Annotated in this window: 16 protein-coding genes; 10 read left to right on the top strand and 6 right to left on the bottom strand. The window is 72.5% G+C overall.

The window, feature by feature from the left end; translation table 11 throughout:
* Window positions 1–34: 34 nt before the first annotated feature.
* Complete coding sequence (locus ACZ3IJ_RS19750) at window positions 35–712, bottom strand: bifunctional DNA primase/polymerase (RefSeq protein ID WP_467469849.1); 678 nt, start codon at window positions 710–712, stop codon at window positions 35–37.
* Window positions 713–979: 267 nt separating this feature from the next.
* Here ACZ3IJ_RS19750 and ACZ3IJ_RS19745 point away from each other — a divergent pair, with 267 nt between their 5' ends.
* Window positions 980–2362 (top strand): transcriptional regulator, encoded by a 1383-nt coding sequence (locus tag ACZ3IJ_RS19745; protein ID WP_467469847.1) that lies wholly within the window; start codon window positions 980–982, stop codon window positions 2360–2362.
* A 180-nt stretch (window positions 2363–2542) separates the two neighbouring features.
* Window positions 2543–4105 carry a hypothetical protein gene (locus ACZ3IJ_RS19740; protein WP_467469845.1) on the top strand — a complete coding sequence of 521 codons (1563 nt, stop codon included), beginning with the start codon at window positions 2543–2545 and terminating at the stop codon, window positions 4103–4105.
* A 72-nt stretch (window positions 4106–4177) separates the two neighbouring features.
* Here ACZ3IJ_RS19740 and ACZ3IJ_RS19735 read toward each other — a convergent pair whose 3' ends face one another.
* Window positions 4178–5464, bottom strand: a complete 1287-nt coding sequence (locus ACZ3IJ_RS19735) for an ABC transporter substrate-binding protein (RefSeq protein ID WP_467469843.1) — start codon at window positions 5462–5464, stop codon at window positions 4178–4180.
* 203 nt (window positions 5465–5667) lie between these two features.
* Between ACZ3IJ_RS19735 and ACZ3IJ_RS19730 the strand changes: the two genes are divergently transcribed.
* Entirely contained in the window at window positions 5668–6114 is a 447-nt protein-coding gene (locus ACZ3IJ_RS19730) for an SCO4402 family protein (protein ID WP_391800536.1), read from the top strand.
* A 46-nt stretch (window positions 6115–6160) separates the two neighbouring features.
* Entirely contained in the window at window positions 6161–7012 is an 852-nt protein-coding gene (gene purU, locus ACZ3IJ_RS19725) for a formyltetrahydrofolate deformylase (RefSeq protein WP_467469841.1), read from the top strand.
* A gap of 32 nt (window positions 7013–7044) precedes the next feature.
* Here the strand turns inward: purU and ACZ3IJ_RS19720 are convergent, their stop codons facing one another.
* Both ACZ3IJ_RS19720 and ACZ3IJ_RS19715 read right to left on the bottom strand, forming a co-directional pair.
* Window positions 7045–8367: a zf-HC2 domain-containing protein gene (locus ACZ3IJ_RS19720; protein ID WP_467469838.1), complete on the bottom strand. Its 1323-nt coding sequence runs from the start codon at window positions 8365–8367 to the stop codon at window positions 7045–7047.
* On the bottom strand, window positions 8364–8945 hold the full coding sequence (locus ACZ3IJ_RS19715; RefSeq protein ID WP_391800454.1) for a sigma-70 family RNA polymerase sigma factor: 582 nt from the start codon (window positions 8943–8945) through the stop codon (window positions 8364–8366). Before ACZ3IJ_RS19715 ends, ACZ3IJ_RS19720 begins: the two co-directional genes overlap by 4 nt.
* Window positions 8946–9185: 240 nt before the next feature.
* Between ACZ3IJ_RS19715 and ACZ3IJ_RS19710 the strand changes: the two genes are divergently transcribed.
* Both ACZ3IJ_RS19710 and ACZ3IJ_RS19705 read left to right on the top strand, forming a co-directional pair.
* Entirely contained in the window at window positions 9186–9560 is a 375-nt protein-coding gene (locus tag ACZ3IJ_RS19710; RefSeq protein WP_352188791.1) for an STAS domain-containing protein, read from the top strand.
* Between the two features lie 153 nt (window positions 9561–9713).
* Window positions 9714–10226: an EF-hand domain-containing protein gene (locus ACZ3IJ_RS19705; RefSeq protein ID WP_467469835.1), complete on the top strand. Its 513-nt coding sequence runs from the start codon at window positions 9714–9716 to the stop codon at window positions 10224–10226.
* 27 nt (window positions 10227–10253) lie between these two features.
* Here ACZ3IJ_RS19705 and ACZ3IJ_RS19700 read toward each other — a convergent pair whose 3' ends face one another.
* On the bottom strand, window positions 10254–11768 hold the full coding sequence (locus ACZ3IJ_RS19700) for a class I adenylate-forming enzyme family protein (RefSeq protein WP_467469831.1): 1515 nt from the start codon (window positions 11766–11768) through the stop codon (window positions 10254–10256).
* Between the two features lie 152 nt (window positions 11769–11920).
* Between ACZ3IJ_RS19700 and ACZ3IJ_RS19695 the strand changes: the two genes are divergently transcribed.
* From ACZ3IJ_RS19695 to ACZ3IJ_RS19680, 4 genes are all read left to right on the top strand, one after another.
* Window positions 11921–13111 carry an amidohydrolase family protein gene (locus ACZ3IJ_RS19695; RefSeq protein ID WP_467469829.1) on the top strand — a complete coding sequence of 397 codons (1191 nt, stop codon included), beginning with the start codon at window positions 11921–11923 and terminating at the stop codon, window positions 13109–13111.
* Entirely contained in the window at window positions 13111–14247 is a 1137-nt protein-coding gene (locus tag ACZ3IJ_RS19690) for an acyl-CoA dehydrogenase family protein (RefSeq protein ID WP_467469827.1), read from the top strand. The genes ACZ3IJ_RS19695 and ACZ3IJ_RS19690 overlap by 1 nt, the downstream gene beginning before the upstream one ends.
* A gap of 14 nt (window positions 14248–14261) precedes the next feature.
* Window positions 14262–15200 (top strand): acyl-CoA dehydrogenase family protein, encoded by a 939-nt coding sequence (locus ACZ3IJ_RS19685; protein WP_467469825.1) that lies wholly within the window; start codon window positions 14262–14264, stop codon window positions 15198–15200.
* A 401-nt stretch (window positions 15201–15601) separates the two neighbouring features.
* The gene (locus ACZ3IJ_RS19680; RefSeq protein ID WP_467469823.1) at window positions 15602–16057 is read left to right on the top strand and encodes an ATP-binding protein; all 456 of its coding nucleotides are present in this window, start codon (window positions 15602–15604) and stop codon (window positions 16055–16057) included.
* Window positions 16058–16287: 230 nt separating this feature from the next.
* On the opposite strand, the gene ACZ3IJ_RS19675 is transcribed toward ACZ3IJ_RS19680, so the two are convergent.
* Window positions 16288–17256, bottom strand: a complete 969-nt coding sequence (locus tag ACZ3IJ_RS19675) for a cyclase family protein (protein ID WP_467469821.1) — start codon at window positions 17254–17256, stop codon at window positions 16288–16290.
* Between the last annotated feature and the right edge of the window lie 52 nt (window positions 17257–17308).

Here is a 17308-nt window from a genome sequence, read left to right as displayed (position 1 = left end):
CGTACTCCGTACGGGCACACCCTAGAGGGCACCCCTAGGGCCTGCGAGCCCTCTCGGCCGCCGCCTCCCGCCCGCAGGCGTACGCGAGGGCGCTGATCAGCTCCTCGGCGTCCGGCAGCCAGCGGTTCGCCGGGGTGGGCCGCCGGGCCCACAGCACCGCGCCGTGACCGCCGACCCGGGTGGGCGGGGCCGCCACGTAGAACCCCTCGCCGCGCGTGGTCAGGTCGATCGACGCCGGGGCCCAGCCCAGCTTGCGGACGAGATCCGGGACCTTGGCCGCCGCGCCCGGCAGGACGAAGAAGAACATCCGGCGCTCCGGCGTACACGTCACCGGGCCGAGGGTGAGCTCCATCCGCTCCATCCGCGCGAGCGCCAGGAAGCCCGCCGACTCCGGCACCTCGATCGCGTCGAAGGTGCGGCCGGTCGGCAGCAGGATCGAGGCCTTGGGCTGCTTCGACCACATGCGCCGCGCGCCGACCGCGCTGCCGGTCGCCTGGGTCGACCAGTCGGGCCTGGCCGGGTGCGCGCCGGGGGAGGCGCACGCGTCGGCGCCGCAGGAGCAGCGCTCCCGGCCCTCGACCGCCTCCAGCCAGGTCCCCGGGAACACGTCCCAGTGCCGCTCTTCCGCGTACCGCACGGCGCTGTCCAGCAGCTGCTCGCCTCGCTGCTTGGGGATCTGTGCGGCTTCCGTGACTCCGATGGTCTCTTCCACGGTGAACTCAACTCCCGCCGTCACCTGGGGTTACGGGCGGCGTGCGGCGCGCTGTGGAGCATCGATCCTGCACGGCGGGGCGCATGGGTGCACGGACGGGGGCGCGCGTGGGGCCGGCGAGCGGTGGCGGGGTAGCCAGTGGTGGGGGGTGTCGGCCGGCTGCCCGTGGCCGATGCGTCCGGTTTCGCGTGTTCACATCGGCATTGACCGGATATCCGCCGGGCAGTGATCAGTTCTCTTCGATCACACCGGCCTCAGGGGGTAGTCATGTCAGCCAGGCCACTCGTCGCCCGTCAGCCGAACGAACGGCTGCAGGCGCTCATTCAGGAGGCCGGGTGCTCCAACGCCGGCCTCGCCCGCAGGGTGAACATGGTCGGCTCCGAGCGCGGACTCGACCTGCGGTACGACAAGACGTCGGTGGCGCGCTGGCTGCGCGGGCAGCAGCCGCGCGGGCGGGCGCCGGGGATCATCGCGGAGGCGCTGGGGCGCAAGCTGGGCCGTACGGTCACGATCGACGAGATCGGGATGGCGAACGGCAGGAACCTGGCGGCGGGCGTCGGGCTGCAGTTCTCGCCGACCGTGCTGGGCGCGATCGAGCAGGTCTGCGAGCTGTGGCGCAGCGACGTGGGGCGCCGGGACTTCCTCTCCGGTTCCACGGTGGCCGCCTCGGCGCTCGTGGAGCCGAGCCGGGACTGGCTGATCACGGGCGCGGACGCGCACGTGGCCCGGTCGGCCGGGGCGCGCGTGGGGGTCTCGGACGTGGAGGCGGTCCGGGCGATGACGGCCGCGCTGGTCGACCTGGACCGGCGGTTCGGCAGTGGTCATGTCCGGCCGGTGGTCGTCCACTACCTGAACAGCGTGGTGGCCGGGCTGCTCTCGGGCTCGTACCGGGAGGCGGTCGGGCGGCAGCTGTTCGCGGCGGTGGCGCGGCTCACGGAGCTGGCCGGGTACATGGCCGTGGACACCGGGCAGCCGGGGCTCGCGCAGCGTTACTACATCCAGGCGCTGCGGCTCGCGCAGGCCGCGGGAGACCGGGGTTACGGCGGTTATGTGCTGGCCGCGTCGATGAGCCATCTGGCCGCCCAGCTCGGGAACCCGCGGGAGATCGCGCAGCTGGCGCGGGCGGCGCAGGAGGGCGCGCGGGGGCGGGTGACCCCGCGGGCCGAGGCGATGTTCTACGCGGCGGAGGCCCGGGGCCACGCGCTGCTCGGGGACGCCCACGCCTTCGAGGCGGTCGCGGGCCGTGCCGTACGGGCGATGGAGCGGGCCGATCCGGAGTCGGGTGACGACCCGTCGTGGATCGCGCACTTCGACCGGGCGTACCTGGCCGACGAACTGGCGCACTGCCACCGGGATCTGGGGCAGGCGGAGGCGGCGGCGCGGGCGGCGGAGGAGTCGCTCGCCGGCCATCCCGGGACGCGGGCGAGGCGGCGGGCGATCGGTCTGGTGCTGCTCGCCTCGGCGCAGGTGCAGCGGCGCGAGGTGGAGCAGGCCTGCCACACGGGGACGCGCGCCCTCGAACTCCTCGCGACGCTGCGGTCCTCGCGCGGTGCGGAGTACCTGGACGACCTCAAGGAGCGACTGGAGCCGTTCGCGGGGGAGCCGGTGGTGCGGGAGTTCGGTGCGCGGCTGGAGCTGCATGCGGCGTGACCTGGTGTGATGGGCGTCACCGTCACCGTGTGCGCCGCAGGGCGATCGGGGCGCGCGGGTACGGCAGTTGACGGTGGTGCCGATGTGCGGCTGTTACCGGGCTCACACACGTGTGCGCGGCGCCGGACGCACCCGGTAGCGTGAACCGACGATTCCGTAGGTCCATCAGTAGGAGTCCCGGTGACGCAGAGCGGACAGGGTCCGGAGCCGCAGTATCCGGCGGTACGGCCCACGCACGAAGGTGTCGTGCTGCCCGCGGAGGGCGGCGTGGAGACCGGCCAGGGCGCGGGCCCGGCCGGCGGCCTGCCGTGGGGCGGCGCCTGGGGTCCCGGTGGCGGACCGCAGGGACAGCAGCCCCAGCCCTCGCAGCCGATGCCGCCGGCCCAGCCGCTCCCGCCCGAGGCCGGACCCGGCGGGGCCGCGGACATGCAGGCGACGCAGTACCTCGCGCCGGTCCCGCCGCAGGGACCGTCCGCCGGCGGCCCGGGGCCGATGCCCGGCGCGATGCCGGGGACGCAGGGCCAGATACCGGGCGGGCAGCCGATGCCGTCCCACACCCCGCCTCCCGGCGGATACGGATACCCGCACCAGGCAGCGCCCGCTCAGCCCGGCCCCGAGGGCGGCTACGGCTACCCGCCCGCCGCCCCCACGCACCCCGGCGCCGCGCAGCCGATGCCCGGACACAACGGTCCTGGCCTCTCCGGCCCCGGGCCGTCCGCGGGCGACATGCAGGCGACGCAGCACATCCCGCCCGTCGCGGCGCAGGGCGGCGGCTCGGACACCCAGTTCCTCGGCACCGGCCCCCTGGGGCGGCAGCAGCAGCCCGCGGGCGCCTCGGACGCGACCCAGTACATCGCTCCCGTACCGGCGCAGACGCACGGAGAGCGGCAGCCGCCCGCCGAGTTCGACAACCTCTTCCGCAGCGACGCGACGCAGCACATGCCGCAGCAGCAGCCGCCGCAGGCCCGGCAGCAGCAGATGCCGCCGCAGTTCCAGCAGCCCCCGTACGGCCAGCAGCCGCCGCAGCAGCAGTTCCAGCAGCCCGCCGCGGCGCCCCCCTTCCAGGGCGGGTACGACGACGAGTACGACGACGAGCCGGAGCCGCGCCGCAGGTCGCCCGTCGCGCTGATCGCGGCCGTGGTGGTCGGCTGCGCGGTCGTCGGCCTCGGCGCCGGGGCGCTGCTCAGCGGCGGGGACGAGGACAAGGACAAGGGGCCCGCCCAGAACGTGGCCGCCAGCTCCGGCGCTCCCTCGGCCGAGCCGACCGGCAAGGCGGCCGCCGACCCGGCCGAGCCGCAGGCTAAGGAGCTGGACAAGCTGCTCGCCGACAGCAACAACAGCCGTGACGCGGTGATCCGTTCGGTCGAGAGCATCAAGCAGTGCAAGAACCTCGACCAGGCCGCCACCGATCTGAGGGGCGCCGCCGGGCAGCGCCGCGCGCTGGTGACCCGGCTGCAGGGCCTGACCGTGGACAAGCTGCCGGACAACGCGGCCCTGACCGCCGCCCTCACCAAGGCCTGGCAGGCCTCGGCGTCCGCCGACGACCACTACGCCGCCTGGGCGGACCAGGTGAAGGGCAACAAGAAGCTCTGCAAGGGCGGCAAGGCCCGCGGGACCACGCACACGGTCGAGGCGGGCAAGAAGAGCTCCGACGCCACGATCGCCAAGCGCGAGGCGGCCTCGCTCTGGAACCCGACCGCCGACAAGTACGGGCTGTCGAAGCGGACTCCGACCCAGCTGTAGGAGGGCGCCCCGGGGCCGCATCGCGGCCCCGGGCCGCCGGGCCGCCGGGCCGTCGGTCGTCGGCCGTCGGCGCTATGGGGCGCTGAGGACGGTCTCGCCGACGTCGACGAAGCCGGGCTTCTGCGCCACGAGCTGCCCCTTGCGGACCACCTGGAACGTCACCTCGTGGTTGACGATCCGGGGGAAGCGGGGCGCGCCGAGCATGTCCTCGTAGCGCCAGCGCAGTTCGGGCGTGAGACCGCCGGTGTCGATCTGAACACCGCGGTCCAGGGCGTGCGCGACGGCGCCCGCCGTGATCGTCTCGCTGTCGAGTGACTCGATGACCTTCTTCAGGACGGTGTACGCGATCCACGTCGTCTGGACGCCCGCGTCGGTCGGGTCGACCCGGTTGTCGGCGAACGCGTGCTCCTTGATCACCTTGCGCATCGGCGCCCAGCGCGCGTCGTTCGCCTCCGGGTACCAGCCCGTGACGTACGCGCCCTCGAAGGGGCTGTGCGCGCCGCCGGTGCGGTCGACGACGGGCTGGCTGACGCTGCCGAGCACGGAGGAGATCCGGATGTCGTCCTTGCCCTTGCCGTCGTCCGCGCCGCTCCCGCCGTCCTCGTCCCCGGGGAGGCGGCGGAAGGAGTCGAAGAACGTCTGGGTGCGCTCGCCGAGGACGGCGGCCACACAGCCGTCCTTGCTGCCGGCCTTGGCGCGGGCGCGTTCGGCCTGGGTGGTGTACTCGGCGGCGTCCTCGAAGGCCGGGATGTCGACCGCGCCGTCGTGACTGCCCTTGCGCAGGCCCGAGTTGAGCAGGTCGGGCAGCTTGTCCCCGGCGAGGGTGTCGGGGCGTACGAGGGAGACCTTGCGGCAGGACTCGGCGAGCTGGCGGCCGTGACCGGCCATGAGCGAGGCGAGACCGCCGTTCACGGGGTACGAGAGCGGGCTGGTGAACTCGTCCTCGGCGATGCCGTAGCCGCCGATGTACGGGATCTCGGCCGCCTCCAGCGGGGCCATGAACGCGCGCCCGTTCTGGCTGTACGAACCGACGACGGCGACGACGTCCTCGCGGACGGCGCGGCGGGCGCAGTCCGCCGCGCCAGACGAGGTGTTCTTCTCGTTGCAGGTGAGGATCTTCAGCTCGTGGCCGTCGATGCCGCCCGAGGCGTTGACCCAGCGGGCGAAGGCCTGGGCCATGGCGGGCATGCCGGGCTGGTTGGTGGCCCGGGTGCCGTCGGGGGCCCAGGTCATCACCGTGACGGGCTCCCTGGATCCCCCCGTGGTCCCAGGGAGTACGCCACAGCCGGTGAGCAGCGACGCCCCGGCCGCCGCCGTCGTGACATACGCGAGGAGTGAGGTCAGTCGCCTACCGGTCATGGCCATGCACACTTCCGCCTCACGGGTAACGCAGAAGTGTGCGTGGTTCGACAGGAAGTGACGTGAAGGTGAATTGCCGGGGCCGGGGGCCGCTCAGGAGGGGCCCGGTCCGCCGATCTTGGAAGGGAACGTACGATCGAACGGTGTCCAGTCCAGTCTCGGGTTCGGTGAACTCTTCCCGTCGCGGCCGTCGCTCCTCCACCATGGGCGGCATGCCGCTCAACGACTTGCCGTGGTGGCGCTGGCGCAGCAACGTGCGCTCGGCGCTGCACATGCTCTCCGACCCCGGGTTCCACGAGACGACCTGGCTGGCCGGCCACGATGGGTACGGCGACGTCACCGACGCCGTCTACCGCCTCGTGGAGGACACCTGGCTGGACAACTGGTCAGCCGAGAAGTACGTCGGGACGATCTTCCGCGACTCGGGCGAGGCCGCCCTGGTGGACGTCGCCGTGCTGCGGGTGCTGCGGATCATGCACCAGGTGGGGCCGGACGCGCCGTTCTCGGCGTACATGGAGCACCACGGGTGGCCGGAGGCCGTACGGGCCGCCCGCGAGGCACACATACGGATGGCGTCCGCGGACGGCGAGGACCCCGACACGCCCCCGCGATCCCTGGACGTCCTCCGCATCATCACGCGGTCCGCCTGACGGACGCGGGCCCTTCCGCCGTTGCGCGGTGTGGCACCCTACGGGGATGACCGACCAGTACGTCCTCACGCTTTCCTGCCCGGACAAACAGGGCATCGTGCACGCCGTTTCGAGCTATCTGTTCATCACGGGCTGCAACATCGAGGACAGTCAGCAGTTCAAGGACCGGGACACGGGCCTGTTCTTCATGCGCGTCCACTTCTCCGCGGAGGAGCCGGTGACCGTGGAGAAGCTCCGGGCGAGCTTCGCGGCGGTGGGCGACTCGTTCGCGATGGACTGGCACATCAACCGGGCCGACGAGCGCATGCGCGTCGTGCTGATGGTGTCGAAGTTCGGCCACTGCCTGAACGACCTGCTCTTCCGCTCGCGGATCGGGGCGCTGCCGGTCGAGATCGTCGCGGTGGTCTCCAACCACACGGACTTCTCCGAGCTCGTCGGCTCGTACGGCATCCCGTTCCGGCACATTCCGGTCACGAAGGAGAACAAGCCGGAGGCGGAGGCCGAACTCCTGGAGCTCGTGCGGACCGAGAGCGTCGAGCTGGTCGTCCTCGCGCGCTACATGCAGGTCCTCTCCGACGACCTGTGCAAGCAGCTGTCGGGCCGGATCATCAACATCCACCACTCCTTCCTCCCGAGCTTCAAGGGCGCCAAGCCCTACCACCAGGCGCACGCGCGCGGTGTGAAGCTCATCGGCGCCACGGCCCACTACGTGACGGCCGACCTCGACGAGGGGCCGATCATCGAGCAGGAGGTCGAGCGGGTGGGCCACGAGGTCACCCCCGACCAGCTCGTGGCGGTCGGCCGCGACGTGGAGTGCCAGGCGCTGGCCCGCGCGGTGAAGTGGCACGCGGAACGCCGGATCCTGCTGAACGGCCGCCGCACGGTCGTCTTCGCGTAAGGGCCCGGCCCCGCCGGAGGCGGCCGGCCCCGCTAGAGGCGGCTCAGGCCGGCCGCCGCGAACAGGACGTCACGGATCGCCTCGCGGTCGCCGTCCTGGCCGGCCGCCGCCTCCTCGGGCGGGACGTGGCCCGCCACGAGCTGGCAGAACTCCACGCCGTCCATCGCCACCTGGGCCACCGCGTGGTCCGGGGAGCCGACGGCCGCCGGGGAGTCCAGGGCGATGTACCAGTGACCGCCGCCCGAGCCCTCGACCTCCAGATGGAGCGAGCGGCCCGGCGCGCCCGCCGCGACCAGCTGCCGCGGCGGGGAGGCCAGGCCCGCGCGGCGCCGGCCGGCCAGGGCCGCCGGGAGCAGGCGCGCCGCCAGGTCGATCATGCCGTGCAGATGCGCTCCGCTGGGCGGCTCGTACGGATACGCCACCGCGTTCGCGATGTCGTCCGCGTGCACCCAGCACTCGAAGGCCCGCTCGAGGAGCGAGTCCCGCATCGGCAGCGCGAAGTCGCCGTACGTCACGGTCAGGTCGGCCACGCCCCGCCCCGCGAACGACACCGTGCGGATGAGCGTGTGGCTCTGCTCGCGCCACGGCTCGCGGACCCCGCGCGTCGGCGGGTGGTACGAGCCCTGCCAGTACGCCTCCGTACGCTCCTGCGGCGACACCTCCGTCGCCCTCGGGCCGAGCGGGTCGTCCAGGCCGAGCGAGGTGGCGACCAGGCCGTCCACCGTCAGCAGATGGCCGATCACCCCGGCCACGGTCGTCCGGCGGCTCACGCCCCGCTCGCCCTCGAACCACTTCAGGCGTACCGGCGCGTGCCATTCCGATTCGCCGATGTCCCGCAGCAGCGCGTCGAGCCGGGCGGTCTCCGCGTCGTACGGAGCCGCCCAGGCGGGCACGGGGATACGGGCGGGACGGCGCCCCAGGCAGTTCTCCAGGACCCGGGAGCGCAGCAGCGGGTCGAGGTCCAGGTCACGCTCGGAGTGGAGCAGACCTACCGCGTCCCGCAGCCGCAGCGCCTCGTCGGCGCACGGGGCGCACACGGTCAGATGGTCCTCGACCGCCTGTGTCTCCTCCGGCGAGCACGCCGACAGCGCCCATGCCCCGAGGAGGGACTTGAGCACGCTGTGCGGCGGCGGTGCCGGTGGCGTCGGCATCGGTGTCGGCGTCTGTGTCGGTGTCTGTGTCGGGGGAGGCGGTGCGGGCGCGGGCGCCTGAGCGGGTTCGGGTTCCCCGGCCGGCTCGGGCGTGGTCACGGCGACGTCCCCGGTCAGGTCCGCGTGGTCGTCCGCCGCGGCGCGCGGTCCCGGTATCCGGGGAGCGCGCGCCACGCCGTCGGGCGTGTCGTCGGGCCCGTTCACAGAGAGCGTCCGTAACCGGGCGGCGAGGACCCCTCCAGCGGGCGGGTGTTCGCCGTGGACAGCAGCTGCAGCCCGAGCCGCAGCCGGCGCCGCGCCTCGTCCTCGGTCACCCCGAGATCCGCGGCGGTCTGGCGGTAGTCGCGCCGCTGGAAGTACGCCAACTCCAGGGCGGCCCGCAGCGGCGCGGGCATCGACGTCACGATGTAGTCGGCGCGGGCGGCGACCGAGGCCTGGCGGACCTTCTGCTCCAGCTCCTCCGCCGACCCCTCGCCGGTCTCCGCGAAGGCGGTGGCCTCGGTCTCCCGCAGCCGGTGCACGGCCTGCCGCTGGGTCAGCCTGGCGACCCACGAGCGCATGTTGCCCTGCTTGGGGTCGTAGGCGTCGGGGTTCTCCCAGATGTAGCCGAAGACCTCGCGGGTGACCTGGTCGGCGGCCCTGTCGTCGTCCAGGACCCGGTGGGCGAGGCTGTGCACCAGCGAGGCGAACCGGTCGTAGAGCTCGCCGAGCGCGGCGGCCTCACCGCGCGCCAGCCGCTGCTGCATCCTGCGGTCCCAGCGCGGTGGTGTGTCCTTCGCCATGCGTCGACCCTCCGGTGCTCTTCCGTGGCCCTCCCGACCCGAGTTCTCCGTCCAAAGTAGTGGCCCGTCCGACGGCGCACTCCGCTTTGGGACAACTACGCCCCCAGGGAGGGACCGGATGGTAAGGAAAGCGTCATCCACCGGACGAGGGGTTTCGGGCCGCCGCGCCTGGGCAGCGGGAGGGCACGGGAACGACTGCCTCCGCTTGAACGACTGCTTCCGCTTGAAGGGCGCGATCGCGTGAACCTCGACGTCGACGAAGACGAGCAGGGCCCCTGGACCGTCCTGCGGATCCGCGGGGAGCTGGATCTGCTGAGTTCGCCCCTGGTCAGGAGACGCGTTCACGACGCCGTCGCGGGCGGACGCCACGACGTGGTCCTCGACCTCTCGGGCGTGCTCTTCTGCGACTCCAGCGGGGTGGGCGTGCTCATCGCCTCGCGCCGTCTGATGCGCTCCTGCCGCGGCCGGCTGCGCGTCGTGCTGCCCGCGCGGGGCTCGGAGGACGCCTCGCACGTCAACCGGGTCCTCGCCGCGCTGGGCGTGCGCCGCCTCTTCGACGTGTACGGCGACGCGGAGGCCGCCGTCGACGACGAGGCCCAGCCGCTCTCCGCCTAGGGCCCGCCTCGGACGACTTCCGGCACACCCGCGCCGCCCGGCCCGACACCCGTGCCGCCCGGCCCGACACCCGTGCCGCCCGGCCTGCCGCCCGCGTCCGCCCGCCCCGCCGCCCCCTCGGCACGGCGGCCCCTCTCGTCGTACCCTCCCGGAATGGAGCCCATGGAACCCGAGCAGGGACCCGGAGAGGTCTACCAGCGCCGGATCGCCGCCCGTTTCGCCGCCTTCGACCAGGACGGCGACGGGACCATCTCGCGCGAGGACTTCAGTACGGCGGCGAAACGTGTCCTGGCGGAGTTCGACGTGTCCTTCCGCTCAGACCGGGGCCAGGCGCTCGCCGACGGCGCCGAGGCCTTCTGGCAGGGCATGGCGGGGATCGCCGACATCGACGGCGACCAGAAGGTCAGCCGCGAGGAGTTCGCCGGCGGCGCGGCGAAACGCCTGCACGACCACCCCGACCGCTTCGCCGAGATCGCTCGGCCCTTCCTGCACGCCGTCCTCGCCATCGCCACGACCCCCGCCGACGTGGAACGAGCCCTGCTGGCCCTCGGCATCGCCCCCGTCGGCGCCGCGCTGGGTGCCCGCAAGCTGCCCACCGTCGCCTCGGGCGCGGTCGACGAGGAGCAGGCGGTGACGGCGTTCGCCCGCTACTTCATGACGGAGTAGGCCCGAAGCGGCCCCTCACGGGGGCGCTCACGAGGTGGCGGCGCCGGAGTACCGCTCGCGGAGCTTGTACTTCAGCACCTTCCGCAGGGCGTCGTTGCGGGGCAGGGCCTCCACCACCTCCAGCTGCTCCGGCAGCTTGTGGACGGAGAGCCCCTGCTCGCGCAGGAACGCGGTGATCCCCGCCAGGGTCAGCGGGCCCGCGCCCGGCGGCTGCTCGACCACCGCGCAGACGCGTTCGCCGCGGTCCGGGTCCGGAAGGCCGATGACGGCCGCGTCGCCGACCGCCGGATGCAGGTGGAGGAGGTCCTCGATCTCCTTGGCGGAGATGTTCTCGCCCTTGCGGATGATGATGTCCTTGATCCGTCCGGTCAGCACGAGATGTCCGCTCGCGGTCACATGGCCCACGTCTCCGGTGATCAGGAAGCCGTCCTCGTCGAAGGCTGCGGCGCTCTGCGCCGGGTCCAGATAGCCCTGGCAGACGGCCTCGCCGCGCAGCCGGACCTCCCCGCCGTCGGCGATCCGTATCTCCATGCCCGCGGGCGGCCGGCCCTCGGTGGTCGCCAGGTTCTCCACCGTGTCGTCCGGAGAGCCCATCGTGATCATCGGGACCTCGGTCATGCCGTACCCGTGGGTGAGCTGGCAGCCCATCTCCCGTACGACGGCGTGGTAGATCTCCGGCGGCTTGGGCGCCCCGCCGCCCGCGAGCAGCCGCAGGCTCGGTATCAGCTTCCGCCCGGGCTGCTTGCGCTGCTCGGCGAGGAACATCGAGTAGAAGGCGGTGGAACCGCCCGCCACGGTCACCCCGTGTCTGCGGTACTCCGCCAGCGCCTCGGGCAGCGCGAACTGTTCGAACATCACCGCCGGGAATCCGTACAGCAGGAGCATCACCGTGTAGTCGGGCCCGGCGATGTGCGCGTACGGGAAGGCCATCGAGCCGACGTCGTCCGCGGTCAGGTGCAGCGCGTGGGCGAGACAGGAGCCGCCCGCGATGAGCGAGCGGTCGGTGTGCAGGACCCCCTTGGGGTCGGAGGTCGTGCCGGAGGTCCAGTAGATCCACCGCACGCCCGTCCCGTCGGCCGGCGGGGGCGGCAGGACGGCCGGGTCCCCGTCGGGAAGGGAGTCGTACGCCTCGAAGACCCCGCGCGCGCCGAGGCGGCGGGCCATCTCCGTGTGGTCGAAGCCGCGCCACACGCCCGGTACGGCGAAGAACTCGGCCTTCGACTCGCGCAGCGCGAAGCCGACCTCGCGGTCCCGGTAGAAGGGGATCACCGGGGACTGCACGGCGCCGATGCGGGCGAGCGCGAAGGAGAGCACCGCCGTCTCGATCCGGGTGGGCAGCTGCCAGGCCACGACCGTGCCCGGCCGCACGCCCCGCCCGTACAGCCCGGCGGCGCACCGCTTGGCACGTTCGCGCAGCTCGCCGAAGGTCAGGACGCGGTCCCCCTGGAGGAGGACGGGCCGGTCGGGCGTGAGCGCGGCCCGCCGCTCGACGAGCTCCCAGAGGGTGCGGGAGGTGCCCAGGGTGTGTGCGGTGTCGGTCACGACGTTCCCCTCTCCGTCCGTAACTGACGGGCAGTCAGATTGCCTGGAGAGCGTAGAGGCACGCTGCTTGTCGGTCCAGGGGGCGGGGGATAGCCTGAGACCGATCGGTATCTGACGGGTCATCAGAAAATGCGGGAACGGGAGAGGGTCTCATGACGGAACTTCCACGGATCATCAGCGTCGACGACCATGTGATCGAACCGGCCCACCTCTTCAAGACCTGGCTGCCGGCCAGGTACCGCGACCGCGGGCCGCAGCCGCTGACCGCCGGGATCGGGGAGCTCGCCTACGTCGGGGGCAAGTACCAGATCACGATGGACCCGGACGGTCCGCCGACCGACTGGTGGATCTACGAGGACCTCAAGTTCCCGTACAAGCGGAACATCGCCGCCGTCGGCTTCGACCGCGACGAGATGACCCTGGAGGGCATCACCCGCGAGGAGATGCGCCGCGGCTGCTGGGACCCGGTCGAGCGGCTCAGGGACATGGACCTCAACCACGTCGAGGCCAGCCTCTGCTTCCCGACCTTCCCGCGGTTCTGCGGACAGACCTTCGCCGAGGCCAAGGACAAGGAGGTCGCCCTCGCCTGCGTCCGCGCCTACAACGACTGGATGGTCGAGGAGTGGTGCGGCGACAGCGGCGGCCGGCTCATCCCGCTCTGCATCATCCCGCTCTGGGACATCGACCTCGCCGTCGCCGAGATCCGGCGAAACGCCGCACGCGGCGTCAAGGCGGTCACCTTCTCGGAGATCCCCACCTATCTGGGGCTCCCGTCGATCCACTCCGGCCACTGGGACCCGTTCTTCGCCGTCTGTCAGGAGACCGGGACCGTCGTCAACATGCACATCGGCTCCAGCAGCCAGATGCCCGCCGCCTCCCCCGACGCCCCGCCCGCCGTCCAGGCCTCCCTCAGCTTCAACAACGCCATGGCCTCGATGATGGACTTCCTCTTCAGCGGGGTGCTGGTGAAGTTCCCCCGGCTCAAGCTCGCCTACAGCGAGGGCCAGATGGGCTGGATCCCGTACGCCCTGGAACGCGCCGACGACGTGTGGGAGGAGCACCGGGCATGGGGCGGGGTCAGGGACCTCATCCCCGAGCCCCCGTCCTCGTACTACTACCGGCAGATCTTCTGCTGCTTCTTCCGCGACAAGCACGGCATCGCCTCGCTCGACGTCGTCGGCCGCGACAACGCCACCTTCGAGACCGACTACCCGCACGTCGACTCCACGTTCCCGCACACCAAGGAAGTCGCCCTCGACCACGTCAAGGGACTCGACGGCGAGACGGTCTACAAGCTGATGCGCGGCAACGCCATCCGCATGCTGGACCTGGGCATCGTCTGATGGACCTCGCGGACGGCGCGGCCCAGGAGGAGTTCCGGGCGCGGCTGCGGGAATGGCTCGCCCGGGTCCTGCCGGCGCTGCCGCCCAAGCCCGATCCGCTGGACTGGCCGGGACGGCGGGCGTACGACTGCGGATGGCAGCGGCGGCTGTACGACGCCGGGTACGCGGACGTGCACTGGGACGCCTCCCCGACGCAGCGGCTGATCTTCCTGGAGGAGACCGAGCGCGCCGGAGCCCCGTACGTCGGCGCGAACTTCGTCGGACTGCTGCACGCGGGGCCGACGATCGCCGCCGAGGGGACGCCCGGGCAGCGGGAGCGCTGGCTGCCGCCCGTGCTGCGCGGCGACGAGGTCTGGTGCCAGGGGTTCAGCGAGCCCGACGCCGGATCCGACCTGGCCGGGCTGCGGACGCGGGCGGTGCGGGACGGGGACACGTACGTGGTCTCCGGCTCGAAGATATGGACCTCGCACGCCGAGGTCGCCGACTGGTGCGAGCTGCTCGTACGGACGGACCCGGACGCGCCCTCGAAGCACCGGGGGATCAGCTGGCTCGCGATGCCCATGGACGCGCCCGGGATCACCGTACGGCCGCTGCGGACGCTCGCCGGGTCGACGGAGTTCGCGGAGATGTTCCTCGACGAGGTGCGCGTACCGGTCGCCAACCGGGTCGGGGAGGAGAACGACGGCTGGCGCGTGACGATGGTGACCCTCTCCTTCGAGCGCGGTACGGCGTTCGTCGGCGAGGTCGTCGCGTGCCGGCGCGTGCTGGGCGAACTCGCCGGGGCGGCGCGGAAGAACGGCACCTGGGACGACCCGGGGGTGCGGAGGCGGCTCGGGCGGCTGAGCGCCGAGTTCCGGGCGCTGTGGCGGCTGACCCAGTGGAACGTCAGCGAGGCGGAGGCGACGGGCGGCGTGCCGGGGATCGGCGGCTCGGTCTTCAAGCTGCGGTACTCGCACGCGCGCCAGGAGCTGTACGACGCGGCGGCCGCCGTCCTCGGGCCGGACGCGCTCGACCTCGGCCGCGAGTGGAACCTGGACCGGCTCTCCTCGCTGTCGTACACGATCGCGGCCGGTACGTCGCAGATCCAGTCGAACATCGTCGCCGAGCGGATACTCGGCCTGCCGAAGGGTCGGTGAGGGGTGGTGGTCTCGTGGACTTCCGGCTGACGGACGACCAGAAGGCGCTGAAGACGGGGGTACGGGAGCTGCTCGCCGGCCGCTTCGGCCGGGAGGCGATGCGGGCCGCGGTGGACGCGGGCGGCACGCTCGACCGGGCGCTCTGGCGTGAGCTGGGCGCCGCCGGGTTCTTCGCGCTCCGGCTGCCGGAGGCGGAGGGAGGCGTGGGCCTCGGGCTGCCCGAGGCGGTGCTCGTCTTCGAGGAGGCGGGACGGGCGCTGTTGCCGGGGCCGTTGGCGGCGACGCACCTGGCGGCGGGGTCGGTGGACGGGGCCGCGGAGGGGGAGGTGGTGGTGACGGCGGTCGACGGCGGCTTGGTGGAGTGGCTCGACGAGGCGGACGTGGTGCTCGGTGATGTGACGGGGGCGGTGCCCGTGCGGTCGGTGGATCCGCTGACGCCACTGCATCGCGTGCCGGGCCCGGTGGGAGGGGCGGCCGTGGGCGCGGGGAGCGCAGGCGGCGTGGGGGGCACGGGCGGAACGCGCCCGCGCGGGCGCCGTCCGGTGTCGTGGCCGGAGGTCGCGCTGCTCACCGCTGCCGAGCAGGTGGGGAGTGCCGCTCGGACCACCGAGACGGCCGTCGCCCACGCGCGGACGCGCGTCCAGTTCGGGCAGGCCATCGGGGCGTTCCAGGCCGTCAAGCATCTCTGCGCGCAGATGCTCGTGCGCACGGAGGTCGCCCGCGCCGCCGTATACGCCGCCGCCGTCACGGGCGATCCCGTCGAGATCGCCGGCGCCAAGCTGCTCGCCGACGAGGCGGCCGTCGACTGCGCGCGGGACTGCCTCCAGGTGCACGGCGGCATGGGCTTCACCTGGGAGGCGGACGTGCATCTGCACCTCAAACGGGCCTGGGTGAGGGCCGAGCGCGGCCTCACGCGGGCGCGGGCGGAGGAGGTGGAGGCGCTCGGCCTGTAGGCGCGGCGTGGGTGGGCGCTCACGGAGCGTCGATATCGGGTTGTGTCCTTCGGGCGGGCCGTCACGGCCCGGAGTCGGGGTCCCGCTCCGGTACTCTCCGTGGGATGCGAGTGGTTGTGAGCCCGGATCGTCCCGGTGTCGCCGAAACGGCGGCCCCGGACCGGGCGATGCCCGCCGTTCGTACCCCGTGGAGGCGCTGGGCGCCCTCCTGTTCGACTCCCCGCAGCGTGCGTCGCACAGTATGGACCATGCGTACTCCTTCGCGCTGGAATATGCCCGAAGCGCTTGTTGCGGTGACTGTACGTCAACCATGCTGTCTCACAAGGGAATCACGTTCCGTGAGGGCGTCGATGGCTGTGAGGCGCGAGGCGATGTGTCCGCCGGTTCGGATGGTGTGAACGGTGCAGGTGCTTCAGGTTCAGTTGGAGGTCGGGCCGGACCCGGCGGAGGTGGGGCGCGCCCGGCGCTGGGCGCGTTCGAGGCTCGCCGGATCGGGCATAGAGGATGACGAGCCGCTGGCCGAGACGCTGGTGCTGCTCATCTCCGAACTCGTGACCAACGCGGTGGTCCACACGGGCTGTCCGGCCGTGCTGCGGATGCTGTTCGGCGCGGGCTGCCCGGAGGCAGGGACGGTACGGGTGGAGGTCGCCGACTCCAGCGACCGGCCGCCGATGCCGCGCCACGCGCAGGGCGAGGACACCAACGGGCGGGGCCTGGAGCTGGTGGACGGTCTGGCCGACCGGTGGGGCTGGCAGCGTGAGGGGGCCGGCAAGAGCATCTGGTGCGAGGTGGACCGGGGAGTGGTGAAGGCCTCGGAGGCCTCGCCGGCCACGCCCGCCGCCCCGGTGCACTGTTGACGGTTCGTGGCGTTTTGTTCACTCTAGGGTGAGCGATTCGACGTGAGGGGACGACGAGGGCGCGATGCCGCCCTCGACGAGTGCGGGTCGTGTCTTGGGTGGCGGCGGCCGTGCCGTGCTCGGGGCGCGCGCGAGTGCGCCGCCACCCGCGTATGACTGTCTCTGCTGACGACGTCCGATGCGTGCGTCATCAGCCGCCCACGGCGTCCGTCGCCCGCGGCTTCCACGGTTCAGAGGATCGCCACCGGGGCCACCGGTGTGCCCGTACCGCCCACGAAGGGCTCCGGCATCGCGGAGAGCAGGAACGCGTACTGCCCGCGCTGTGCACAGGCTGTGGACAGACCTTCCAGGTTCCAGTTCTGCCCTTGGAGCATGCCCATCTCGACGAGATCGAGGGCGTGCACGGGCAGCCAGAGGTTCTCGACCTCGGGCGGGAAGATCTCGAAGGTGAGCGTGTCGTTGGCGACGGCGGCGACGTCGCGGGCGTGGAACCACTCGGGCGTACGGAGGGAGAGGCCGGGGGAGGGGAACGCGTAGGCGTGCTTGTCCCCGGCGAGGTACTGCCGTATCTGCCCCGTCCGTACGAGGACGATGTCGCCGGCCCGGACGGTGACACGGCCGAATTCGGCGGCTTCGTCGAGGTCTTCGGGGGTGACGGCGTGATCGCCCGGCAACCGGTCGACACCCTTGGCGGCGGCCACGTCGAGCAGGACGCCGCGGCTGACGACGTGGCGGGCGGTGTGGATGCCGCTGAACTCGGAGCGGCCGTGCGGGGTGATGGTGGAGGCGGGGCGGCCGTTGTAGATCTTGCCGGAGTGCGAGACGTGGGTGAGGGCGTCCCAGTGGGTGGCCGCCTGGAGGCCGAGGGTCACGGCGTCGTCGCTGGTGGCGACCGTGCCCGGGCCGAAGAGCTCCTGGTTGATCTGGACCATGACGTGGAGGGGATTGACCCGGCCCGGGATCATCCCGGTCTGCACGCCGTCCTGGGTGAGGTCGAGGGCGAGGGGGACGCGGTGGCCGGAGCGGACGGTCGCGACGGCGTCCCGTACGACGTCGTCGGTGATCAGGTTGAGGGTGCCGATCTCGTCGTCCCGGCCCCAACGCCCCCAGTTGTTGACGCGCTTGGCGATGTCGTGGAACTCGGCGGGTAGCTGCGAGGTAACTGACATCGGGGCCTCCAGGGTCTTGTTTTCCTGCATCTGACGGACCGTAGAATCCTGTCGACGAACGAATCTAACGGACCGTCAGAAA

This window comes from Streptomyces sp. NPDC013317, from assembly GCF_055563155.1.
Note: the sequence above shows the minus strand (reverse complement) of the source record. Positions and strands in the feature narration are given on the sequence as shown.

Coding starts and splice junctions, on each gene's coding strand:
- ACZ3IJ_RS19745 (WP_467469847.1), top strand. CDS start 980: ATGTCAGCCAGGCCACTCGTCGCCCGTCAGCCGAACGAACGGCTGCAG.
- ACZ3IJ_RS19735 (WP_467469843.1), bottom strand. CDS start 5,464: ATGACCGGTAGGCGACTGACCTCACTCCTCGCGTATGTCACGACGGCG.
- ACZ3IJ_RS19730 (WP_391800536.1), top strand. CDS start 5,668: ATGGGCGGCATGCCGCTCAACGACTTGCCGTGGTGGCGCTGGCGCAGC.
- purU (WP_467469841.1), top strand. CDS start 6,161: ATGACCGACCAGTACGTCCTCACGCTTTCCTGCCCGGACAAACAGGGC.
- ACZ3IJ_RS19715 (WP_391800454.1), bottom strand. CDS start 8,945: ATGGCGAAGGACACACCACCGCGCTGGGACCGCAGGATGCAGCAGCGG.
- ACZ3IJ_RS19705 (WP_467469835.1), top strand. CDS start 9,714: ATGGAGCCCATGGAACCCGAGCAGGGACCCGGAGAGGTCTACCAGCGC.
- ACZ3IJ_RS19695 (WP_467469829.1), top strand. CDS start 11,921: ATGACGGAACTTCCACGGATCATCAGCGTCGACGACCATGTGATCGAA.
- ACZ3IJ_RS19690 (WP_467469827.1), top strand. CDS start 13,111: ATGGACCTCGCGGACGGCGCGGCCCAGGAGGAGTTCCGGGCGCGGCTG.
- ACZ3IJ_RS19675 (WP_467469821.1), bottom strand. CDS start 17,256: ATGCAGGAAAACAAGACCCTGGAGGCCCCGATGTCAGTTACCTCGCAG.